General features: G+C 36.8%; 23 protein-coding genes. 20 read left to right on the forward strand and 3 right to left on the reverse strand.

Annotated features, from left to right (window positions below):
• Nucleotides 1-42 precede the first annotated feature (42 nt).
• The 16 genes from P3T75_RS01645 to P3T75_RS01720 all read left to right on the forward strand — a co-directional run bounded on the left by P3T75_RS01645 (nt 43) and on the right by P3T75_RS01720 (nt 17604).
• Nucleotides 43-1158 carry a sodium ion-translocating decarboxylase subunit beta gene (locus P3T75_RS01645; protein WP_282462040.1) on the forward strand — a complete coding sequence of 372 codons (1116 nt, stop codon included), beginning with the start codon at nt 43-45 and terminating at the stop codon, nt 1156-1158.
• 42 nt (nt 1159-1200) lie between these two features.
• Nucleotides 1201-1323 (forward strand): OadG-related small transporter subunit, encoded by a 123-nt coding sequence (locus P3T75_RS01650; protein WP_095006513.1) that lies wholly within the window; start codon nt 1201-1203, stop codon nt 1321-1323.
• Nucleotides 1324-1345: 22 nt separating this feature from the next.
• Nucleotides 1346-2341 (forward strand): [citrate (pro-3S)-lyase] ligase, encoded by a 996-nt coding sequence (citC, locus tag P3T75_RS01655; protein ID WP_206903410.1) that lies wholly within the window; start codon nt 1346-1348, stop codon nt 2339-2341.
• A 10-nt stretch (nt 2342-2351) separates the two neighbouring features.
• Nucleotides 2352-2660 carry a citrate lyase acyl carrier protein gene (gene citD, locus P3T75_RS01660; protein ID WP_282462041.1) on the forward strand — a complete coding sequence of 103 codons (309 nt, stop codon included), beginning with the start codon at nt 2352-2354 and terminating at the stop codon, nt 2658-2660.
• Nucleotides 2648-3535, forward strand: coding sequence for a citrate (pro-3S)-lyase subunit beta (gene citE, locus P3T75_RS01665; protein ID WP_282462042.1), 888 nt, complete (start codon nt 2648-2650; stop codon nt 3533-3535). Before citD ends, citE begins: the two co-directional genes overlap by 13 nt.
• A gap of 1 nt (nt 3536) precedes the next feature.
• Nucleotides 3537-5069 (forward strand): citrate lyase subunit alpha, encoded by a 1533-nt coding sequence (citF, locus tag P3T75_RS01670; RefSeq protein ID WP_282462043.1) that lies wholly within the window; start codon nt 3537-3539, stop codon nt 5067-5069.
• The gene (citX, locus tag P3T75_RS01675) at nt 5062-5598 is read left to right on the forward strand and encodes a citrate lyase holo-[acyl-carrier protein] synthase (RefSeq protein ID WP_206903414.1); all 537 of its coding nucleotides are present in this window, start codon (nt 5062-5064) and stop codon (nt 5596-5598) included. Before citF ends, citX begins: the two co-directional genes overlap by 8 nt.
• 4 nt (nt 5599-5602) lie before the next feature.
• Nucleotides 5603-6997 (forward strand): oxaloacetate decarboxylase subunit alpha, encoded by a 1395-nt coding sequence (locus tag P3T75_RS01680; RefSeq protein ID WP_206903415.1) that lies wholly within the window; start codon nt 5603-5605, stop codon nt 6995-6997.
• A gap of 311 nt (nt 6998-7308) precedes the next feature.
• Nucleotides 7309-8670, forward strand: coding sequence for an extracellular solute-binding protein (locus tag P3T75_RS01685; RefSeq protein WP_282462044.1), 1362 nt, complete (start codon nt 7309-7311; stop codon nt 8668-8670).
• A gap of 47 nt (nt 8671-8717) precedes the next feature.
• Nucleotides 8718-9632: a carbohydrate ABC transporter permease gene (locus P3T75_RS01690; RefSeq protein ID WP_206903416.1), complete on the forward strand. Its 915-nt coding sequence runs from the start codon at nt 8718-8720 to the stop codon at nt 9630-9632.
• Between the two features lie 9 nt (nt 9633-9641).
• A complete protein-coding gene (locus P3T75_RS01695; RefSeq protein ID WP_206903417.1) occupies nt 9642-10472 on the forward strand; it encodes a carbohydrate ABC transporter permease in 831 nt (276 codons plus the stop codon).
• Entirely contained in the window at nt 10469-13549 is a 3081-nt protein-coding gene (locus P3T75_RS01700; protein WP_328517237.1) for an alpha-mannosidase, read from the forward strand. Before P3T75_RS01695 ends, P3T75_RS01700 begins: the two co-directional genes overlap by 4 nt.
• A gap of 134 nt (nt 13550-13683) precedes the next feature.
• Nucleotides 13684-15882, forward strand: coding sequence for a helix-turn-helix transcriptional regulator (locus P3T75_RS01705; RefSeq protein ID WP_282462045.1), 2199 nt, complete (start codon nt 13684-13686; stop codon nt 15880-15882).
• A gap of 107 nt (nt 15883-15989) precedes the next feature.
• The gene (locus tag P3T75_RS01710; protein WP_206903419.1) at nt 15990-16445 is read left to right on the forward strand and encodes a GNAT family N-acetyltransferase; all 456 of its coding nucleotides are present in this window, start codon (nt 15990-15992) and stop codon (nt 16443-16445) included.
• A 15-nt stretch (nt 16446-16460) separates the two neighbouring features.
• A complete protein-coding gene (locus P3T75_RS01715; protein WP_282462046.1) occupies nt 16461-17033 on the forward strand; it encodes a GNAT family N-acetyltransferase in 573 nt (190 codons plus the stop codon).
• A gap of 67 nt (nt 17034-17100) precedes the next feature.
• A complete protein-coding gene (locus P3T75_RS01720) occupies nt 17101-17604 on the forward strand; it encodes an LURP-one-related/scramblase family protein (RefSeq protein ID WP_282462047.1) in 504 nt (167 codons plus the stop codon).
• Between the two features lie 295 nt (nt 17605-17899).
• On the opposite strand, the gene P3T75_RS01725 is transcribed toward P3T75_RS01720, so the two are convergent.
• Nucleotides 17900-18064: a hypothetical protein gene (locus tag P3T75_RS01725; RefSeq protein ID WP_206903422.1), complete on the reverse strand. Its 165-nt coding sequence runs from the start codon at nt 18062-18064 to the stop codon at nt 17900-17902.
• 89 nt (nt 18065-18153) lie between these two features.
• On the opposite strand from P3T75_RS01725, the gene P3T75_RS01730 reads away from it, so the two are divergent.
• The 4 genes from P3T75_RS01730 (at nt 18154) to P3T75_RS01745 (ending at nt 20807) form a co-directional block, all read left to right on the forward strand.
• Complete coding sequence (locus P3T75_RS01730; protein WP_282462048.1) at nt 18154-18813, forward strand: cyclic nucleotide-binding domain-containing protein; 660 nt, start codon at nt 18154-18156, stop codon at nt 18811-18813.
• A 116-nt stretch (nt 18814-18929) separates the two neighbouring features.
• Nucleotides 18930-19700, forward strand: a complete 771-nt coding sequence (locus P3T75_RS01735; RefSeq protein WP_282462049.1) for a hypothetical protein — start codon at nt 18930-18932, stop codon at nt 19698-19700.
• Nucleotides 19701-19716: 16 nt separating this feature from the next.
• Entirely contained in the window at nt 19717-20067 is a 351-nt protein-coding gene (locus P3T75_RS01740; RefSeq protein ID WP_282462050.1) for a DUF2200 domain-containing protein, read from the forward strand.
• 224 nt (nt 20068-20291) lie between these two features.
• Nucleotides 20292-20807 carry a P-loop NTPase family protein gene (locus tag P3T75_RS01745; protein ID WP_282462051.1) on the forward strand — a complete coding sequence of 172 codons (516 nt, stop codon included), beginning with the start codon at nt 20292-20294 and terminating at the stop codon, nt 20805-20807.
• A 66-nt stretch (nt 20808-20873) separates the two neighbouring features.
• Here P3T75_RS01745 and P3T75_RS01750 read toward each other — a convergent pair whose 3' ends face one another.
• Both P3T75_RS01750 and P3T75_RS01755 read right to left on the reverse strand, forming a co-directional pair.
• On the reverse strand, nt 20874-21968 hold the full coding sequence (locus P3T75_RS01750) for an anti sigma factor C-terminal domain-containing protein (RefSeq protein ID WP_282462052.1): 1095 nt from the start codon (nt 21966-21968) through the stop codon (nt 20874-20876).
• On the reverse strand, nt 21949-22458 hold the full coding sequence (locus P3T75_RS01755; protein ID WP_282462053.1) for an RNA polymerase sigma factor: 510 nt from the start codon (nt 22456-22458) through the stop codon (nt 21949-21951). The genes P3T75_RS01750 and P3T75_RS01755 overlap by 20 nt, the downstream gene beginning before the upstream one ends.
• Between the last annotated feature and the right edge of the window lie 192 nt (nt 22459-22650).

The following is a 22650-nucleotide window of genomic DNA, read 5'->3' on the forward strand; positions in this document are numbered from 1 at the left end:
TGATCGATTAGAAATGAAAATTTGATATAGGAAGTGAATTAAGTGGAAACTCTTTTAGAAGGAATTATCGGTATGGGACAAGAGCCGGGAAGAATTGTCATGATGCTAATCGGCGGCTTGTTGATGTACCTAGGGATTAAAAAAGAATACGAACCAACATTATTGGTGCCAATGGGTCTGGGAACAATTTTAGTGAACTTCCCAAATTCAGGTGTTTTACAAGCCGGTGGCGAAGCTGGTCCTTTCCAAGTATTATTTGATGCCGGAATCAGTACAGAATTATTCCCACTACTATTATTTATCGGGATTGGTGCCATGATCGATTTTGGGCCATTATTACAAAATCCGTTCTTGCTATTATTCGGTGCAGCTGCCCAATTTGGTATTTTCTTTACTGTTATCGTAGCCGTTTTACTTGGCTTTGATATTAATGATGCTGCTTCAATCGGGATTATCGGTGCCGCAGACGGTCCGACTTCAATCTTTGTGGCGAACACATTGAACTCAAAATATATGGGGGCAATTATGGTAGCGGCTTACTCATACATGGCCTTGGTACCAATTATCCAACCAGTAGCCATTAAAGCTGTTACAACGAAAAAAGAACGTCAAATCCGCATGACCTATCATGCTGGGGCGGTATCACAAACAGCAAAAATTTTATTCCCAATCGTTATTACGATCGTAGCAGGTTTGATTGCGCCAGTGTCATTGCCATTAGTAGGTTTCTTAATGTTTGGTAACTTGTTAAGAGAATGTGGTGTTTTAGATCGTTTGTCAGTTTCCGCACAAAACGAATTGGTTAACTTGGTAAGTATCTTACTTGGTTTAACAATTTCAGTAAAAATGCAAGCCAACGATTTCTTAAAAGTAGATACATTAATCGTTATCGGGTTAGGTTTAGTCGCATTTGTGATGGACTCTGTCGGTGGTGTGTTGTTTGCCAAAGTGTTGAACTTGTTTAGAAAAGAAAAAGTAAACCCTATGATTGGTGCTGCTGGTATTTCTGCATTCCCAATGTCAAGTCGTGTTATTCAAAAAATGGCGACAGAAGAAGATCCGCAAAACTTTATTTTGATGCATGCAGCTGGTGCCAACGTTTCAGGTCAGATTGCTTCTGTTATCGCAGGCGGCCTGTTATTAGCGCTATTAACATAATAATTACAGGTTGAATAGCTTGATAACAAAAGGAGGATAACCATGTTTGAAGATTTAAAAATTGCGTTTGAACTATTAGGTTTTGGTTGGGGCGGCGTTTTTGTCGTAATCTTAATCATTTACGCAGCCTCACAATTATTGGCGAAATTATTTCCGCCAAAATAAAAAAATAATCGGGTGAGAAAAGATGTTAACACTAAAAAGGCTCTGGTTGATCCAAGATGTAAAAGACCATAATCAGTGGAGTGAATTTTTACAAGCCGGTGGGCTGCACCCTGCTGAAGATGCGACGTATACTGTAGGAATTTATGATGGTGAAGAATTAATAGCGACCGGATCTCTGTCAGACAATATCATTAAGTATTTATTAGTATGCAAAAGATATCAATCTGAAAACTTGTTGACACAAATTATTGTTCATTTAATTGAACGCTTGCATGAAGAGGATATTTTTCACTACTTTGTTTACACTGCACCGGATAAAGAAGTTATTTTTCGTTCTTTAGGATTCAAAAAAATCATGAATACTAAAGAAGTATTGTTTATGGAACAAGGAGAACCTAGTTTTGACGACTATTTAAATTATATTGCTCGTTTTGATCATCCAGGTGAAAACGGTAGTATCGTGATGAATGCTAATCCGTTTACCTTAGGCCATAAATACTTGGTGGAACAAGCACGTAAAGTTTGTGATCATGTCTATGTTTTTGTTGTCTCAGAAGAAAAATCAGAATTTTCCAGTCCTGAACGCTTCGCTTTAGTTAAAAACGGCTTAAAAGAGTTTGAAGATGTGACGGTTTTACCGGCCAGAGATTATATGGTGTCATCTTTAACATTCCCAGCCTATTTCTTAAAAGATCGTGCCGAGTTAAATGTTGCTAGCGTTCAAGCCCGTTTAGATGCAACCCTTTTTAAAGAACGTATCGCACCTGTATTGCATATTAAAAAGCGCTTTGTTGGAGAGGAACCTTATTCAAAAGTAACCAATGTTTACAATGAAGCGATGAAAGAAGTATTTCGTCCGGATCTGTCACTGACTATCTTGCCTCGTTTGGCAATTGAAGGTGAAATCGTCAGCGCAACCAAAGTACGACAAGCACTCCAAGATCACAATGAGCCACTTGTCCAATCCTTCGTTCCGGACACTGTTTTAGCTTACTTGAAAGAGAAAAATAAAATTTGAGGTGAAAATTGTGGAAATCAAAAAAAGTGCAGTAGCTGGTACTGTGGAGTCAAGTGACATTATGGTTACTGTCGCTCCAAACCAAGAAGAAAAAATTGCAATTGCGTTAGATAGTAGTGTTGAGAAACAATATGGACAAGAAATTCGTGATTTGATTGAAAACACATTAAAACGCTTGGATGTAACAGCTGCTAAGATAACAGCAGTCGACAAAGGTGCATTGGATTGTACCATTCAAGCGCGGACATTGACCGCGGTTTACCGTGCGAGTGAAGTCGCAGAATACGACTGGAAGGAGATCGACTCATGGAACGCTTAAGAAGAACGATGATGTTTGTACCTGGTGCTAATGCCGCAATGTTGAGAGATGCGCCTTTATATGGTGCTGATTCAATTATGTTTGACTTAGAAGATGCTGTTTCTTTAAAAGAAAAAGACTCAGCTCGGACTTTGGTTCACTTTGCTTTAAAAACATTTGATTACAGCGGTGTGGAAACCGTAGTCCGAATTAACAGTTTGGATACAGTAGGTGCACAAGATATTGCTGCAATGGTCTTAGCTGGCGTCAATGTTATCCGTTTGCCAAAAACTGAAACAGCACAAGATATTGTGGATGTGGATGTTGAAATTACAAAAGTAGAAGAAGCAAATGGAATTGTCGTTGGGACTACTAAAATGATGGCAGCGATTGAATCAGCTGAAGGCGTCTTAAATGCCCGGGAAATTGCGAAAGCATCTACTCGCTTAATCGGGATTGCCCTTGGTGCAGAAGACTATGTAACCAACATGAAGACGCGCCGCTATCCAGATGGACAAGAATTGTTCTTTGCCCGTAGTTTCATTCTTCATTCTGCAAGAGCAGCCGGCATTGCCGCAATCGATACAGTTTATTCAGATGTCGATAATGAAGCAGGTTTCTTAAAAGAAGTTGAAATGATTAAACAACTTGGTTTTGATGGAAAATCAGTGATTAATCCGCGCCAAATTCCACTTGTCAATAAAGTATATGCACCGACTGAAAAAGAAATTCAAAACGCAAAAGAAGTAATTTGGGGAATCAGAGAAGCCGAAGCCAAAGGATCTGGCGTTATTTCAGTTAACGGAAAAATGGTAGATAAACCTATCGTGGAACGGGCAGAACGTGTCATTGCTTTAGCAAAAGCTGCCAAGTTGATTTCCGAGGAGGATATTTAAAATGACAACAAATAAATTAGGTCGCGAAATTCCAACACAATTTGCTGAACAATATGGTGTTTTTGAAGGTGAATTAGCAAATATCAAAGAATACCAAGAATCAAGTCGTAAGATTAAACCTGTTAAACCAAGAGACACGAAACTATTAGGGAGTATTCGTGAAGCGATTGAAAAAACGGGCTTAAAAGACGGCATGACAATTTCATTCCACCATCATTTCCGTGAAGGTGACTTTGTTATGAATATGGTTTTAGAAGAAATTGCTAAAATGGGGATTAAAAATTTATCCATTGCACCAAGTTCTATTGCCAATGTTCATGCACCATTAATTGATCATATTAAAAACGGCGTGGTCACCAATATTACGTCAAGTGGTTTGCGGGACAAAGTCGGCGCAGCCATCTCAGAAGGAATTATGGAAAACCCGGTTGTGATTCGTTCCCACGGTGGGCGTGCCCGGGCGATTGCCACAGGAGATGTCCACATTGACGTTGCCTTTTTAGGCGCGCCAAGTTCAGATGAATACGGCAATGCCAATGGTACGGTTGGTAAAGCAACGTGTGGTTCTTTAGGCTATGCTATGATTGATGCTAAATATGCTGATCAAGTCGTTATCATTACCGATACTTTAATGCCTTATCCAAATACACCAATCAGCATTCCTCAAACAGATGTTGATTATGTAGTAGAAGTAGACGCCATTGGCGATCCAAACGGAATTGCAAAAGGTGCAACCCGTTTTACTAAAAATCCAAAAGAATTATTAATTGCCGAATATGCAGCAAAAGTGATTACAAATTCACCTTATTACAAAGAAGGTTTTTCTTTCCAAACAGGTACAGGTGGCGCAGCTTTAGCGGTTTCACGTTTTATGCGCGAAGCAATGATTAAAGATGGTATTAAAGCCAGCTTTGCTTTAGGTGGAATCACCAATGCGATGGTGGAACTATTAGAAGAAGGACTTGTGGAAAAAATTATCGATGTGCAAGATTTTGATCATCCTTCTGCTATTTCATTAGGCAAAAATGCAAATCACTATGAAATTGATGCTAATATGTATGCTTCACCATTAAGTAAAGGTGCTGTGATTAATCAACTTGATACAGCAATTTTATCTGCTTTAGAAATTGATACAAACTTTAATGTAAATGTTATTACAGGTTCTGATGGGGTTATCCGTGGCGCTTCAGGGGGACACTCAGATACTTCAATGGCTTGCAAAATGAGCTTGGTTATTGCACCGATTATTCGTGGTCGGATTGCAACAATTGTCGATCAAGTAAATACGGTTGTTACGCCAGGTTCAAGTATTGATGTCGTGGTAACAGAAGTTGGGATTGCTATCAATCCAGCGCGCCAAGACTTGATTGAACACTTCAAAAAACTAGATGTACCACAATTTACGATTGAAGAATTAAAAGAAAAAGCATATAGCATCGTAGGAGAACCGCAACCAATTCAATACGGCGATAAAGTCGTAGCTTTAATTGAATACCGCGATGGCTCAATCATCGATGTGGTCAAAAATGTCTAATTATTTTCAAGGTGAAACTGTTGCGCTATCCGAAATGTTAGCTGCTCGTGAACAAAGAGTTGCATTACAACATGAACTTTTAAAAAAATGTGCTAACGCAAGCTTGCTTTCAGCAACAATGAATATTCCAGGGCCGGTTAAAAATACGCCGGCTTTGGAAAAAACATTTATCACTTTGGTCGAGACAGTTCGCAAAGAATTAAAAGATTTCTTTATCATTGAAACAAATTATTTTTCCCGTAAAACTGGTTTGGAGTTTTTACTTTTAGCAGAGATATCCCCGGAGCTGTTAAAACGAAAAATGATTGAAATCGAAGAAAAACACCCACAAGGCCGCTTGGTTGATTTAGATGTTTTGTGGCTAAAAGATGGTAAAATGCAGTCAATTAGTCGGCAAGATTTAGGCTTTCCTGCTAGAAAATGCCTCATTTGCAATAAAGACGCCAAGGTTTGTGGTCGGGCTAGAACGCATACAATTGAAGAAATGCAAGCAAAAATTGCAAGTATAATAGAAGATAGAAAGGAGTAGGGAGATGACCAAACAAATTCGCTTTATGGAAACAGTTTTGCGAGACGGCCAACAAAGTCAAATCGCAACGCGGATGTCCACTGAAGATATGTTACCAATCATCAAAACGATGGATGAAGCTGGCTTTCATTCATTGGAGATGTGGGGAGGCGCAACATTTGATTCTTGTCTACGGTTTTTAAATGAAGACCCGTGGGAAAGATTGCGCAAAATCCGCCAAGAAGTCAAAAATACGAAATTACAAATGCTATTACGTGGTCAAAATCTACTCGGCTACAAAAATTATGCAGATGACGTTGTACGTGAATTCGTCATGAAATCTGTTGAAAATGGAATCGATATCGTGCGGGTTTTTGACGCTTTAAATGATACCCGTAATTTACGAACTTCAATTGAAGCATGTAAAGAAGCTGGCGGTCATTGTCAAACAGCGATTTCTTACACAACTAGCGATTTTCATACCGTCGATTATTTTGTTTCTTTAGCCAAAGAAATGGCAGAACTAGGTGCAGATTCAATCTGTATTAAAGATATGGCAGGAGTTTTAACTCCTGCGACTGGTTTTGAATTGGTGAGCCGCATTAAAGATAGTATTGCTTTACCATTGGAAGTTCATACCCATGCAACCAGTGGAATCTCAGAAATGACCTACTTAAAGGTAGCAGAAGCTGGAGCGGATATTATCGATACTGCAATTTCATCATTTTCAGGTGGGACGAGCCAACCGGCGACAGAATCTGTTGCTATCGCTTTATCAGGTCTTGGTTTTGATACCGGTCTTAAAATGGATAAATTGGAAGAAATCGCAAATTATTTCAATCCAATTCGCGATCACTTCCGCAATGAAGGAATACTAAATCCTAAAGTAAAAGATACAGAGCCAAAAACTTTAATTTATCAAGTTCCCGGTGGTATGTTATCTAACTTATTAAGTCAATTGACTGAACAAGGCAATGCAGATAAGTATGATGAAGTTTTAGCTGAAGTGCCAAAAGTGCGGGCAGATTTAGGTTTCCCACCACTTGTAACACCACTATCACAAATGGTCGGTACGCAAGCATTAATGAATATTTTGGCTGGTGAACGCTACAAAATGGTACCAAACGAAATCAAAGATTATGTTCGTGGCCTATACGGTAAACCACCAGTTGCTATTAAAGAAGATATCAAAGAAAAAATTATCGGGGATGAACCAGTTATCACAAAACGTCCTGCAGATTTACTAGCACCACAATTACCAGGTTTTGAAGAAGAAATCAAAGAGTACGCAAAATCAATCGAAGACGTGTTAAGTTACGCTGTCTTCCCACAACAAGCAAAAGATTTCTTAGGACGCCGTGAAGATCCATTTTATGACGTACCACTTCAAACTGTAAACGTAAAGATTGACGTACAATAAGAAAAAAAGTTAATGACTCTTTTAAAGTTCAATTTTTAATCGAAGTAGTAAAAGCTGTAAAAATCAGTAATGATTTTTACAGCTTTTTTTGTGATGAGATTGGAGTCCAATCACCAAAAAATGATTTTATCATCAAAATTTATGATTGAATGCAAATTTTGATGATAATTATTTTTTTAAATGATTGAGCTTTTTGAATACTTAAGTAATATTGTAAGTGCTTACAATTGATTGCGGCCGGAATTAATTGTTTAGTGATGGATTAGTTAAATAATAGCTGAAGTGAGGTTAGGAAATTGAAAAACTCAAAAATGAAAAAAATCGCTTTGTTTACTTCTTTATTAGTAGTTCCGTTTTTAGTTGTTGGATGTGGAAATGATGCAAAGGAAAGTTCTGCCAGTAAAGATGGAAAAACAGAAATTAAAATTACTTGGCGCAATACCGGGGATCATGATAAGATGCAGAAATTTTTAGAAGAAGAATTTATTCCGAAATTTGAAAAAGATAATCCAGATATTAAAGTGACGCCATCTTCTATTACTGCAAGTGAGGGTGATTATTTTTCTAAAGTTGCTTTATCGATGCAATCAGAGAGTACTGCTCCAGATATTGTTGCAGAGGATTCTTTCATGCTAAACTCGGATGCCAATGCCGGCTATTTGACAGCTTTAGATGACTACGTAGCAAAATGGGACGATTGGAGTAATTATACTGAGAATTTGAAAGCAGGATCTATTGCTCAAGATGGTAAATTATATGCTATTCCAGGAACATCAGACTCCAGAGGAATTTGGTTTAATAAAAATGTATTTAAAAAAGCGGGTTTACCTGAAGACTGGCAACCAAAAACATGGGAAGATATTGTAGCTGCAGCAGAAAAAGTGAAAGAGACGCAACCAAAAGTAATTCCTTTTGGTATGGGAGTAGCAAAAGCAAACGGTGAGTCTGTTTCTATGCAAACTTTTGAAATGTTGTTATATGGAACAAAAGACCAATTATTTGATTCAGAAACCCGAAAATGGGACGTGAATAGCCAAGGTATTTTGGACTCATTAAACTTTATTGATGAAATTTATAATCAGAAAAAATTAGGACCATCCTTATCAATTGCTATTAATAGTAACTACGGTTCAGTAATGTTCCAAGAAAAATTTCCTAAAGATGAGGTAGCTATGCTTTTGGATGGATTCTGGAGTCAGGGAAATTGGACTGAATCAGGAGCAACTCCAGTTGAAAACATGACCGAGCGTTTTGGATTTGCTGCTATGCCAACCCAAAATGGCGATGCACCAGGAACTACTACAATGTCTGGTGGTTGGACATGGGCAATTCCTGCAAAAGCTAAAAATAAAGAAGCATCATGGAAAGTTATACAAGCATTAGGTGGTAAAGAAGAACAAGCCAAGCGTGCAATTGCAGAAGGGAATTTAACAGTACGTGATGATTCCGCTGAATTACCAGAATACAAAGATCAACCGTTCATTGCTGAAGCTACTAGTTTCTTAAAGAATGCGCATTTCCGTCCAGCTGACGATAAGTATCCAAACGTATCTGTCGAAATTCAAAACATGGTGGAATCTGTGGCGACAGGTTCAAAAACGCCAGAACAAGCAGCAAAAGACTATGCAACCAATGTGACACGGATTGTAGGAGAAGAGAATATTAAAAAATAATATATGGGCGGCTTTACAGCCGCCTTTTACTTAAGTAGGTGAAAAATATGGAAAACGGATTAATTGAACCATCAAAACATGAAAATAAAAGAAAACCACTATCTGATAACTTGAAGTCAATTTTCTTTTTATTACCAAGTTGGGTTTTGTTGTTAATCTTCTTTATTGGTCCGATGATTTTAACTTTTATTTTTTCTTTTACAAATCTAGCGTTAACAGGTGCTGAAGCAAGTCAATTGCAATTTATTGGTTTTGAAAACTTTACACGCATGTTTCAAGATCCAGAGTTTCGAACTAGTGTCTGGAATACAATCATTTTTGTATTTTTTTCAGCAGTATTAGGCCAATGCTTTTTAGGATTTCTGATTGCCTTTTTAATGCGAGAAAAAAATAAAACGTTTCGAAGAGTAATTGGTTTGATTATTATTGCTGCTTGGGTCACGCCAGAGGTTGTTGTCTCATTTTGTTGGGTGGCATTTCTTAGTGAAAGTGGCACAGCCAATTGGGTATTGGGATTATTAAATATCGAGCCAATAGCATGGTTGTTCACTTTTCCGATGGCTAGTGTAATTATTGCAAATATTTGGCGAGGCACTGCTTTTTCAATGATGGTCTTTCAATCGGCGTTAGATGATATTCCAAAAGAAGTAGAAGAAGCAGCTATTATGGATGGTGCTTCACGCTGGAAAATTGTGACCAAAATTACAATTCCAATGGTAAAAGGTACAATTGCAACAAACTTGATGTTGGTAACCTTACAGACTTTAGGCGTATTTACCTTGATTTATACAATGACTGGTGGTGGCCCTGGGGTAAGCACGGCTACTTTGCCTGTATTTATGTATAAACAAGCATTTGTGAGTTATCAATTAGGATATGGAACGGCTATTTCCTTAGTTCTCTTAGTAATTGGAGCAATAGCAAGTCTTATTTACATGAAAACTTTGAAAGTGAAAGTGTAGGTGAATGAAATGGTTAAAAGAAGTTATCAAATTGAAACGGCAATCCATTATATCATTCTAACTTTATTAGGAATTTTATTTTTACTTCCGTTATTATGGATGCTTTTTGCATCTGTGGATACAGGTGCAATTCAGGCATTGAAGATGCCTAAAAGTTTTACCTTAGAAAATTTTATTTCAATTATTACTGATGGCGGATTAGTTCGTTCTTTTGGCATTGGTCTATTGATTTCAGGCTGCCAAGCATTATTGGTAGTGGGGCTTTGTGTATTGGCTGCCTATCCACTTTCGCGTTATAAGCTTCGCTATAAAAAATCATTTATGATGACGATTTTATTTATGACGTCTTTGCCAATGACAGCGGTTATTGTACCGGTTTTTCAAATGTTCTTATACTTAAAATTTCAAGATTCACTAATAGCACTTACGTTCTTTCTAACGGCTTCATCACTGCCATATGGAATTTGGATGATGAAAAATTTTATGGACTCAGTCCCGCTAGATCTGGAGGAATCGGCATGGATTGACGGTGCGTCTACTTGGCAAGGAATAAAAAAAGTTGTTGCACCACTGATGTTACCTGGAATTTTTACAGTTGGGATATTTACTTTTTCTGGAAGTTGGGGGAACTTTTTTGTACCGTATATTCTAATCCAGTCTCCAGATAAAATGCCTGCGTCAGTTTCAATTTTTCAATTTTTTGGTAACTTTGGCATGGTTAATTATGGCCGACTGGCGGCCTTTTCAGTTTTATATTCTTTACCAGTTGTAATTTTATATGCTATTTCACAGAACTTCATGTCTAAAGGATTTAGTATGGGAGGAGCAACAAAAGGATGATGAATTTTACATTTGTAGAAGAAAAGCTGCGTAACCGAATTGATAGTTTAAAAGAGCTCCGCTATCAGAGCAAGGTAGAGATTACGAATTGGTTTATTAAAGAAGATGTCACAAAAGAAGAAAAATATCCACCAGTAGATTTTAATGATTGGCAAACGTTCAAATTAGGAGATCAGTGGAGTGGGCGAGATTTTTATCTATGGATTCAGCAAGTGGTGAAGATTCCTGATGGTGGACGATTACTGTTTCTTTTTGATTTTGGCCGAACAGGCGGTGGGTATAATTCTGGGTTTGAGTCGCTTCTTTTTATCAATGGCAAACCTTACCAAGGTGTAGATAGTAATCATCAAGAGGTTTTTTTAGATGAGGCGTTATACGGAAAAGAAGTCACAGTATCCTTGCGGTTGTGGTCTGGTCTTGAAGGTGGCGGACCAGAAAAAATTCAACGGCATGAATTCAAAAAAGCGGAGTTAGTAGTGTTAGACGAACAAACAGATGGATTATACTATCTGTCAGATGTTGTCTTGAATACTATTTTGGAATTAAGTGATAATGACCCAATCAGATATCAATTATTAGATGTGTTAAATCGAGCATTTACGAAGGTTGATTGGTCTTACCCTGGTAGTAATGCATTTTATACTTCAATTGAACAAGCGGAAACTTATCTATCTGAAAAAATTGATGAAATTGAGAAAGATGATAATGTTGAGATTACGGCGATTGGCCATACTCACATTGATGTAGCCTGGTTGTGGCGGTTAAAGCATACACGAGAAAAAGCAGCTCGAAGCTTTTCTACCGTGTTACGCTTAATGGAGAAATATCCAGACTATATTTTTTTACAAACTCAGCCTCAACTATATAAGTATATGAAAAATGATTATCCTGAGATATATCAGAAAATTAAGGAACGTGTTGCAGAGGGTCGTTGGGAAGTTGACGGAGCGATGTGGTTAGAATCAGATTGTAATATTCCCAGTGGTGAATCATTGACGCGACAAATTTTACACGGTTCAAAATTTATTAAAGAAGAATTTGGTCAAGAAGTGAACTATTTATGGTTGCCAGATGTTTTTGGTTACTCATGGGCGTTGCCACAGATTTTAAAGAAAAGTGGCATTGATACTTTTATGACTACAAAAATTAGCTGGAATCAATTTAATCGGATGCCTCACGATACTTTTATTTGGAAGGGAATGGATGGTAGTGAGATCTTAACGCACTTTATTACAACACCAGAGCCCAAACCGCATGCCAGTTGGGCATCTGAATGGTTTTATACGTATAATGGCCTTCTAGAGCCAGAAACAGTTTTGGGAGCTTACAGAGGATACAGGGATAAAGACATTAATTCTAGTCTTTTGATTTCTTATGGACATGGAGATGGTGGCGGTGGTGTTACGCGAGACATGTTGGAAAAACGTAGACAAATGGATCGAGTGGCAGGCCTGCCAAAAGTTAAAACAGGAAGAGCAAAAGAATTCTTTGAAGAATTACAAAAAACTTTTAGTGAGACAGATCATTATGTTCATAAATGGGATGGAGAACTATATTTAGAATACCATCGCGGAACATATACTTCGCAAGGTTACGTGAAAAAAATGAATCGAAAAACAGAGCTTGCATTACGCGAATTGGAAATTTTGTACACATTCGCAGAGTCTAAAGGCTATGATTATCCTAAAGAAAAACTTTTTGAACTCTGGGAGATTTTATTGCGAAATCAATTTCACGATATCATTCCTGGCTCCTCCATTAAAGAAGTTTACCAAGATCATAAAGAAGAATTTATTATGGTCAAAAAGAAAATTCAGAATTTATATCAGCAATTAAACAAGAAAACAGATAAATTACTGCTCGTTAACACTGCTGCTTGGTTAAGAGATACACTTGTTTGTATTCCATTGCAAAGCGCAGATAGCTACCAAGATGAACAAGGAAATATTTTTTCTACAGTCAAAACAAAGGATAAAAAGTATATTTATGTTCCAGACTTACCAGCGCTTTCTGATAGACTTTTAACACCAATTGATGAGGTAGTCGCAACAGAGCACGTAACTGGAGTCGTGAAAGAAAATTATGTTGAAACTCCCCATTATGTTTTGAAATGGAATGAGGATGGTCACTTTACAAGTCTCTATGATAAAGATTTTGAGCGTGAAGTATTAAAAGGAAAAGGCAATCAGTTGCAAATTTTTGAAGATAAGCCTAAGGACTTTGACGCGTGGGATATTGATATTTTTTATCAAGAAAAGATGATGGAGATACCGTTTACAAGTTTTGAGTTGACTGAAAATAACGAGTTTTTTGTAGAAATTACTTTTGATGCAAAAATTGGTAAATCTGAACTTACTCAAAAAGTACGTCTTTATGCGAATTCAAGACGAATAGATTTTATTACAGATGTGGATTGGGTGGAGCGACAACGGCTATTGAAAGTAGCGTTTGAAGTAGATGTACGTGCTGTAGAAGCAACCTATGATATTCAATATGGAAATGTTAAGCGACCTACCCATTGGAATACCAGTTGGGATATGGCTAAATTTGAAACAGTTGGGCACCAGTGGGCGGATTTATCTGAAAGAAATTATGGTGTCAGCTTAATGAATGATTGTAAATATGGTTATGATATTAAAGGGAATATAATGCGATTATCTCTATTAAAAGGTGGTATATATCCTGATCCAGAAGCTGATCAGGGGCATCATCGTTTCACTTACAGTATTTTTCCTCATAGTGGGGATTGTATTTCAGGAGGAACGGTTAGAGAGGCGTGGGAAATCAACAATCCTATTACCGTCTTAAATCAAGATGATCATTTGCTACCAGCACTACAGTTATCTGTTGAAGGTGGCGTTGCAATTGATGCAATAAAAAAAGCTGAAAATGGAAAAGGCTTTATTTTACGAGTACATGATTATTCTGGCGGTCGTAGTAAATTTGAAATTTTGGGAATGAAGGATGTTAATTGGAATCCGACGAATTTATTAGAACTAGATGAATCTGATTGTAGTAAAGGGCATGTAGCTTTTGAAATATCACCATATGAAGTAAAAACAACTCGAATATACTGATAAAGTGACAACGGTATAAAAATGAATCGAAAAATAAATTTATTATTTAATTTTTGATGAATGATTTATGAAACCGTTGTCTTTTTGTCTTTTTTTAGCATAAAAACTGTGCCATAATTCAATGGGGGTGTCAAATGAGGAATACAATATACAAAAAGATTTTTTTCTCTTTTTCCATCATTATTGTTTTATATACAGTTTTATTACTTTTTGTTTTTATTTCCAAAGAATTGAGCCGTCAGCGTTATGAGTCTGCCGTTGAGGTAGAGTTCTATTTGGAAAGAGAAGGTGCACGGATTGATTCACAGATTGAGACGGCAATTGATTCAACACAAATGTTAGCCGACAATAAAAAGATCCAAGAATTAGCCAATGTAAAACAAAATAATTATGCATTATTTTCAGATATCTTCGACCAAATGAAAGATAATCTTTTTTCAGGCTATCAGTTAGGTTATAATCTCGGAATCACACAAGGGATAAATCAAAAAGTTGTAGGATTGAATGGTTATTTTGATTTTGATGATTATTTAAGTTTTATTGGGATACCCAAGGACAATCCTGAAATTCAAGAATTTTTTAATGATGATGATCGGTATAGAATTCGTATTATTACCGTAAATCAAAGTATTTATCTACTAAGAAAAATTTATCAAGCAGATAATCCCGCTTCGTTATATTTTATTGTAAATTGGGATAAGCAGCGCCTTCACGCACAAGAAAATATTAATGAGTTAGGAAAGTTATATTTTCAAGATTCAGAGGCGAGCCAAAAGAACCTTGGAGATGGGATTAGTATATTATCTTCTTTAGTTCCGATAAAGCCACAAAAATCGAATCTAATTGGACATAAAGTAGAGTCAGATAATTCTATTTTTTGGAAGTTTTCCAACATCGTTCCTTCGTTGGCTTATGTCTATATTGTGCCGCAAAAGAACTTAAGTCGTTTACCCTTAGATACTGTGTGGGTTATTGTCGCTGTTCTAGTTGCCTCTTTGTTGTTGGGTTCATTACTGACGCTATATTTTAGTCGAACAAATTATCGTCCTTATCGCAAAATAATCTCAGAAATTCAACATGATGATAGCGGTAGTGTAAACGTGGAAATTCTCTTGAAAAAAATTGAAGATTTAAAAACGGGTCGTGCGGACTATGATCGCTTTCAAGCATCAAATATTGAAGACATTAGAGAAATGTTTTTCAAAAATGTTTTACTGGGGAAATATCCACCTAATGATCTTCAAAGAATCGCTTCTAGTGTGGGGTTAGAGTCACTAAAATCAGGTGGTTTAATTGCAATTTTAACGATTAAGGGACGTTCAACAGATGAAGAGAACTTAAAAGAAAGAGAGCTGCTAAAAGCACGACAAAGGATTATTGAATATGGGACAGATACGAAAAATATTAAGTTATACGTCCAACCGATTGATTCCGGACGATTTGCTTTAATTTATTCTACGAAAGAACAAGCGGGGGTCTTAAGGAGAATTGAAGATTTACGTAACCTCTTGGCAAATAATCTTCATTTAGAAAGTCAGTTTTTCCTATCAGTTCCATTTGATACGATTACAGATTTTGCATCGGTTTTTAGAGACGTTTTTAGTTTAAATACAGACAGCTTATTTAAACCTGAACAAATTATTATTAATCGTTCTCTAGATAAAGGCAATGACTTTGTTTACTCTGTTGAAGCTGAGCAGAGACTTGTTCATCTTGTTAAAGCGCGAAAAATTGAGGAAGCACGTAATCTGGTTGAGAATATTTTACGAACAAATTACATTGAAAAAAGACTTACGACCCACGCGTTAGAAGATTTAAAGCAGTCTTTAATTAATACAATAAAACGAATTACGCAATTGTTGGGTGTAGATTTTGCTGATTTCTATACGAATAATCAAACACTATTTGAACAGCTAATTAGTACAGATTCCAAAGAGCTCTATAGAGTGTTTTTGACATTATTCCAAGAAGTATTTACTGCTGCCAAAGAGAGCGAAGAAGAGGCGCAAGATATTATAAAACGTGTGCTGGAATATATTGATATAAATTATAAAGAGGATCTATCTCTATCTGATTTAGCTGAAAACTTTAAATTAACAGAATCCTATTTGTCTCGTCTAATTAAAGAAGGAACAGGGATTACATTCAAGAGTTATTTGAATCAATTGAAAGTAAATTATGCGAAAAAATTATTAATGGAGAAAAAAATGAAAGTTAATGAAGTTGCTGAGTCTGTAGGAGTCAAAAATGTCAACACATTCATTCGCATGTTTAAGCAATATGAAGGTGTCACACCAGGCAAATATCAAACTTATGGCAATGAAGAAAAATAAAAGTAAATATCACTGTGTCGTAAAAAAATATTATTTGTAGAAAGAAATTCTTTGATTTTGTTACCGATCGATAGAAAGTAACGAGAATTAAAAATAGGAGCGTAAGTATGGAAATAAGTGAATTTAATAGTATTACAGAGCAGCATTTAACCTTGTTATTAGAGGCTGATCCGGCAGAAAAAATAGTGAGAGACTATACAAAACGAGGGACAGCTTTTGAATTGCGACAAGAAGGGAAATTGGCAGGGGTTATCGTGTTATTGCCGACACGGCCGGAAACCGTTGAAATCATGAACGTAGCAGTTGCCAAACCATTTCGTAGACAAAAATTAGCACAAACGCTGTTAGGCCATGCTCTTTGGTGGAGTAAGAAAAATGGTTTTCGAACAGTTGAAATTGGTACCGGATCAACTGGGATGGAACAACTTTATCTGTATCAAAAATGTGGCTTTCGGATGACCCATATTGAGCGTGACTTTTTTGTGCGCCATTATCCTGAAGAAATTATTGAAAATGGTCTGGTATTAAAAGATATGGTCCGTCTGGCCCAAGATATAGAGTAAAAGGAGAGTTTAGTATTGTTAGATAAATCAATTCCTTATAAAGAAGTTTGGATGAAACGTAAACTGACGCTGCCGATTTTAGCGGTAGCTTTGCCAAAGGGATTTTCATTTCAATTTTATCAAGTTGGTGATGAAAAAACGTGGAGTGAAATTGAAACGAGTGTTTTAGAATTTGAAAATACAACCGAAGCAATGCGCTATTTCAAACGTACCTTTGCACCCTACAAAGAAAAATTAGCGCAGCAGATGTTGTTTGTGGTCGATCCCAATGGTAAAAAAGTTGCAACCTGTACGGCGTGGCAAAAAGAAATTCAAGGGCGAAGTTATCCTTTATTTCATTGGTTGGCAGTTGATCCTAATTATCAAGGACTAGGACTGGCAAAAGCGTTGGTGGCACGGATATTGCAAGTTTTTCAAACCATGATGCCAGAAGAAGCGACAATTTATCTGCATACACAAACATGGAGTCACGATGCTATTGGCTTGTATGAAAAATTTGCCTTTTCCTTAATGGCAGAAAATCTTGATGGCACAGTTAATGATGATTACCCAGCGGTTATAGAAATATTAAATCGTTTAAGAAAATAGACGTTTTCGTTTTTTATATAGAAATTTTAAGCTACAAAAAAAGAAGAACAGGTAAGGAGGAAAGAAAATGAGGGAATTGACGTTTGTTAAAAGTGCTGAAGAGGACAAAGTATGCCGAGTTTTAGAAAATAAAAAGGAAGTTTATTTTTTGTCAGAGGTTTTGACCTTGCCTACACGTAAAAGATACCGACTGTATAACACTGATGGGCAAGAATTAGGGGAAATAAAGCGCAAACGCTATAGCATGGGGTATGTCGACTTACCACGGCTGTTTTTGAAACTAAGAGCCTATAATGAAATTAGTATCGTCAAGGATATGAAAAATTTCCGTACGAGTTATGAAATTAAAGGAGAAAGTTTAGCACTTACGGGAACATTTTTAGGAGATAGCTTTGCTATCATTAAAGGTGTAGAAAAAATTGCAACAGTGCAAGTTGGCAAAGAAAAAGAAGCCTATACTTTTACAGTTCAAGTGTTAAAAGAGAACTTTGAAACCTTGATTGTCGGTTTTGTAACCCTCTTAATCTTTGTATATGACCATGAGAATGTTAAATTAGAGCAAAGGGAGTAACATGCATTAGCGACATATGATTTAGCAGTGGCAGAAAAAAGCATTTTGTTGCATTTTTTTTCTGCAATAAAAGATAAACTGCCACACAAAAAAACAGGAACTGCCTACTTTTTGTAAGGCAGTTCCTGTTTTTTTCTGACGCAATAGTTAGGGGGCTAGTGCGTACTTTTGAAATGTTTCATTTCAAATACCAGCTCTTTAAAAAAATGCAAGAATCAGTCTCTGATAAAGAGCATCAAAATACAAATTTCTGAGATTTTGCAAAAGAGCTAATCGGTATTTTCTGCATTTATAATTATCTACTCAAGGCATGACGAAGTACTTGTTTTTGCCAAGCATTTTCGTAATGAGCCAATTGTTCATGGTAGCTGCGACTTCCTTTTTGAATCCGGACTTGCATGAATTTGATCAAGAGTAAAAATGCGGTGATGATACTAAATAAAATAATAAATTGTAACATCTTCCTCACCTCCTGAAACTAGTTTAGCGTCTTTTAGTTTTATCCAGATAGGACATATGTCATAATGAAAGTGATTGGAGGCGGATACATTGCAAAAAAAGTCGCTAAATGTTAAACAAGAACAAATTTTGGCAGAATGGAATTTAGCAAAAGACCATTTACGAGGGTGTGAGTTGTGGCAATTTGAACAAAGAGAAACCATCATTACCCAAGGTGCGTTGTTGGATCGCTTGCTTTTTGTTTTATCCGGCAAAGCGAAAGTTTGTACCTTAGCTGATAATGGCAAAAATTTGGTTTTAGCCTACTATATTTCTGAAGGTATTATTGGCGATATGGAGTTTGCTATGAGAAAAGATGAGGCGGAAACGACAATGGTGGCATTGTCTGATTTTCAGTGTATTGCCCTGCCGATTTTGCCCAATGAAGCTTACTTGCGACAGAATAGTCTTTTTATGAACACAATGGCACAAGGCTTGGCCGAAAAACTACAGCTTAGTTCGGAAAATTTTTTATCGGCGGCTTTTTATCCAGGAAAACAGCGTCTATGTGATTATATCCTGCAATCGGCATATAAAAATTTCTTTAGCGATAATCTAACCGATGTGGCGGCGACAATTGGAATGAGCTACCGTCATATGTTTCGTTTGCTAAATGATTTAATAACAACTGGCGTTTTGACAAAGGTTGGCAATGGCTATGAAATTTTACAGCCGGACCAATTGCAGCGTTTTGCGAAAGGATATTTATAGTGGGACATATGTCCTAGTGATAGAAAAATTTTAGCGAGCTTTTAAAAGCGCATTGATTGTCCTCAAGTTACATTCCAGCTAAAATAAAAGCAAAGAAAAAAGATGGAGGCGTTAGGATGGACTTGGAATTAGCGGTAAAACTTACAGAGGATTTAAGAGAAATCTATTGGGAAAAATGGCAAAGCCACTTGTATTTTGTACCAACAAAGAAGATTTTGCCTAAAGTGGAGCGGGGAATTTATATAACGACAGAAGAAAGACAGGTTAAGACAATAGAACTTACGGCTCCAAAGTCAGTTACCCAGCCAACTATTGTCATTGAGGTGCCTTGGGAAATCGAGCCAGTGCTTTTATTGCAACATTTAGTAAATGTTTGGAAAGAAAATGGCTTAGAAGTCATCACGAAAGCCCCGACTGAAAAAATTCCAAGTAATCAATATGATAACCTTGCAACATTTCAGTTGGATCTTTTTTCTGTCTTTAATTTTTTAGGCTATCCAATGGCCAAAGTGAAGAAAAAACCGGCCAAAGCACAACACCGCTGGAATAAAAAAGTCAGTGACATCACGTTTCACATTAACCATGAAGGCGCTACAGGAGAGGCAATTTGGCGTAAGCGTAATGAATTAGTCTTATTAAAAGGAGCGAAATTAAAAGCCGAAGCACCTTTGAATAAAGATGGTAGCGTAGGCTTTGCGGTACGATTTGCCAATCAATTACGGGATGAAAATGCGGATAAGGTGAAAGACTTTACGACGATTGCAGATATTGTTTTTAAAAGTGTGAATGAGTTGGGCAATTTTTTATATTTTGCCGGTACCAATAGTTGGTTGGTGCTAAAAGATGATGAGGGCAACACCATTGATAGCTATACAGTGGTGAAATAGCTCAGAAAGGACAGTTATGTCAGAAAAAATTTTTACCATGCCTGTTGCTAAAGTATATCCCTTATATGTAAAAAAAGCAGAGCGCAAAGGCCGCAGTAAAGCTGAAGTGGATGAAATTATCATGTGGCTGACGGGCTTTGACAAAGAACAATTAGCTAGGGAGATACAAAATGATACCGATTTTGAAAACTTCTTTTTAAAAGCGCCACAACTTAATCCAGCAGCAACTTCCATTAAAGGTGTGGTTTGTGGCGTACGGGTGGAAGAAATAAAAGACCCTTTGATGCAAAAAATTCGCTATTTAGATAAGTTAGTTGATGAGCTGGCAAAAGGTAAAGCGATGGATAAAATTTTACGTAGCAATTGAGGAAAGCAAACCTTTTTAACCAGATAACTATTTATATCCAATGTATTGTGTTAAATTTCATGCAGTAAACATAGTCTGGGACATAACTTTTTGAGTTATGTCCCAGACTATTCGTATCTGAATAAACGGTGGAATCAGCAGCAACTCCTCGGAGTTAGACGCTTCTGTTCCAACCTCTTTTTTTGCTATACTAAAAAAATACTTTAGTCTAAGGCGGGGATAGGATGAAAATTGCAATTTTAGGTTATTCTGGTAGCGGTAAGTCGACTTTAGCCGCCTATTTAGGCAAGCAGTATGGTATTAGTTACCTGCATTTAGATCAAGTGCAGTTCACTGACAACTGGCAAACGCGTCCAGAAACTGTTGCCAAAGAGATTGTCGAAGATTTTATGGGAAAACCAGATTGGATTATTGACGGCAATTATACCCGTTATTATCAAGCAGAACGTTTGAAACAGGCAGACCAAATTGTACTCTTATTATTTCCCTGTTATGCCGCTCTTTGGCGGATATTTAAACGAACAGTGCGTTATCATGGTAAATCTAGACCGGATATGGCAGCTAACTCTCCAGAACATTTTAGTTGGGAATTTTTCTGGTGGATTATCTGGAAAGGACGAACTTCGAATGTGAGAAAGCACTATCAAACCATTCAAAACCAATACCCACAAAAGGTTATCGTTATTAAAAATCAGCAGCAATTAAATGCTTTTTATCGCCGGCCAGAAAATAGTGACTGACAATCATAGTTTGAATGTAATCGTCTAGAGTTAATTCAAACTATGATTTGTCACGATTTCAATGATTTATTTTTCTGGTGGATAAGTAAATCCGGGCAGCTGCCCACTTTGACTGGTGAGGGGAAAGACATCTACTTTAGTTACAGTGGCGCTTTTTACCGCGTCATCTGTTAAAATCTTTTCTAATTCAAAGGCGGGTAAATATAGGGTTACGCCATATATTTTGAGGCCATTTTTGTTCACATCTGCTAAAACATTTTTTAACGTCGCAGCTTGAATTTTACTAGGGTCTTGTGCTAGAAAGCTCTCGTTTTTGATTAAGTATTGCAGTAATGATTTAAAATGGGTGGTTTGGCGTTTTTCTTCTGACCATTGATTTTGCTTTGTGTCAGCTAGGTGGCTAACCAATAAGGGAAAATCATCATTTAATTGCTTTTCATTTTTAATGCCGACGCCAATACCCGAAAAGCCGCCAGCAGGATTAAACCCTACGACAACAGGGTTATTCGTGTCATCAATTGTCTTTTGTGAAGGGCGCACAGCCTGCCACAATGTATTCACGTTATTAGTATTGAGTTTTAGCCACTCTTGGTAGGCGCTAATACTTTTATCTGCTTTAAAAACAAGATTGACATTTACATAGGTGCTTTTTGGCAGAGGCTTGATATTTTCTCTCAGATTGCTTTTTGCAAGAGCGGTATCAGCTTTGACAACTTTTGTGTCAGCTAGTTGGTTTGAAGGGAGCATTTCTTGGCTAAATGTGGGCGTGAAATAATGAAAGTCAGAATTATTCAAGTAAAGTTTATTCCGCTTAATTTCAAATGTCTTAGTACCGATTGTTTGGTTGCTGTATTTAGAGCGATAGGTTTCGTTGATTTGATAAGTTCCAATTCCTGTTTGTTCCATCGTCAAATCCGTCATGTCATAATCTGGGATTGTCAATTCATTATAAATTTGGCGATCGAAAATATACTGGTTACCTTCTACATAGGCGTTTTGACCAGTTGGATTATAAAAGAATTGATTCAAAACTTTGGGTACTGCTAAAAATAGTAGGATCGTCACAAGAACCGCACTAAAAACAAGCAGTATTCCCCGACGATGATTTTTTTGTTGTATTTTTTTTTGCACTTTTTCAAAATCAAAATTTTGTTGGGTCATCTTGTAACATCTCCTTTAATTGCTTGCGACTGCGATACAGACGGGTCTTTACTTGTCCAAGGGATAAATTTGTAAGTGCAGCAATTTCTTTTATTGGCCAATCGAGAAAGTAAAATAAATAGAGCAGCTCTTGTTGGTCTTGCGGCAAGGTATCTAGTGCGTGATAGAGCTGTATTTTTTCCTCAGTTTGTAACAGCTGCTCCAAAGGTGAAAAATCAGAATCAGAAATTGTCTGTGCCGTCGTTTTTGTTAAGGGGATAATGTGCCAACGCTTTTTCTTACGGGTAATATCGATATAATGATTTTTGATCACACGTAACAACCAAAATTTTACCCTTTCTTCTGGTAAAGTAGCAAAAGCGTCTAAAAGTTTAAAAAAAGCATCACTTACTAAATCTTCTGCGAGCGTTACATCTTTTGTCAGGCTCAAACTATAAAGCCAGCATTCTTTGGCGTAGCGCTCATATAAAATTGCCAATTCTGACTTCATCTTTTTCACCCCTTCATTATAAATACGTTTTTTCTTAGCTTTGGTTACAGTTTTTCTTTAATTTTAACATTTCTATTAACTTTTATTGAAAGTGCTTTTTTGAAGAGGGAATAAAGGTATAAAAATGGGATGTTTGTTACACTTATTTAAGTAGCAACCTTAAAATAAGTTTTTTTTGTGAAGGGGCGAGTA

It is taken from the genome of Enterococcus montenegrensis, assembly GCF_029983095.1.
GTDB classification, from domain to species: domain Bacteria; phylum Bacillota; class Bacilli; order Lactobacillales; family Enterococcaceae; genus Enterococcus_C; species Enterococcus_C montenegrensis.

Coding starts and splice junctions, on each gene's coding strand:
- P3T75_RS01710 (WP_206903419.1), top strand. CDS start 15,990: ATGGAAATAAGTGAATTTAATAGTATTACAGAGCAGCATTTAACCTTG.
- citE (WP_282462042.1), top strand. CDS start 2,648: ATGGAACGCTTAAGAAGAACGATGATGTTTGTACCTGGTGCTAATGCC.
- citC (WP_206903410.1), top strand. CDS start 1,346: ATGTTAACACTAAAAAGGCTCTGGTTGATCCAAGATGTAAAAGACCAT.
- P3T75_RS01725 (WP_206903422.1), bottom strand. CDS start 18,064: ATGTTACAATTTATTATTTTATTTAGTATCATCACCGCATTTTTACTC.
- P3T75_RS01750 (WP_282462052.1), bottom strand. CDS start 21,968: ATGACCCAACAAAATTTTGATTTTGAAAAAGTGCAAAAAAAAATACAA.
- P3T75_RS01685 (WP_282462044.1), top strand. CDS start 7,309: ATGAAAAAAATCGCTTTGTTTACTTCTTTATTAGTAGTTCCGTTTTTA.
- P3T75_RS01735 (WP_282462049.1), top strand. CDS start 18,930: ATGGACTTGGAATTAGCGGTAAAACTTACAGAGGATTTAAGAGAAATC.
- P3T75_RS01695 (WP_206903417.1), top strand. CDS start 9,642: ATGGTTAAAAGAAGTTATCAAATTGAAACGGCAATCCATTATATCATT.
- P3T75_RS01680 (WP_206903415.1), top strand. CDS start 5,603: ATGACCAAACAAATTCGCTTTATGGAAACAGTTTTGCGAGACGGCCAA.
- citF (WP_282462043.1), top strand. CDS start 3,537: ATGACAACAAATAAATTAGGTCGCGAAATTCCAACACAATTTGCTGAA.
- P3T75_RS01650 (WP_095006513.1), top strand. CDS start 1,201: ATGTTTGAAGATTTAAAAATTGCGTTTGAACTATTAGGTTTTGGTTGG.
- P3T75_RS01690 (WP_206903416.1), top strand. CDS start 8,718: ATGGAAAACGGATTAATTGAACCATCAAAACATGAAAATAAAAGAAAA.
- P3T75_RS01720 (WP_282462047.1), top strand. CDS start 17,101: ATGAGGGAATTGACGTTTGTTAAAAGTGCTGAAGAGGACAAAGTATGC.
- citX (WP_206903414.1), top strand. CDS start 5,062: ATGTCTAATTATTTTCAAGGTGAAACTGTTGCGCTATCCGAAATGTTA.
- P3T75_RS01755 (WP_282462053.1), bottom strand. CDS start 22,458: ATGAAGTCAGAATTGGCAATTTTATATGAGCGCTACGCCAAAGAATGC.
- P3T75_RS01700 (WP_328517237.1), top strand. CDS start 10,469: ATGATGAATTTTACATTTGTAGAAGAAAAGCTGCGTAACCGAATTGAT.
- P3T75_RS01740 (WP_282462050.1), top strand. CDS start 19,717: ATGTCAGAAAAAATTTTTACCATGCCTGTTGCTAAAGTATATCCCTTA.
- P3T75_RS01745 (WP_282462051.1), top strand. CDS start 20,292: ATGAAAATTGCAATTTTAGGTTATTCTGGTAGCGGTAAGTCGACTTTA.
- P3T75_RS01705 (WP_282462045.1), top strand. CDS start 13,684: ATGAGGAATACAATATACAAAAAGATTTTTTTCTCTTTTTCCATCATT.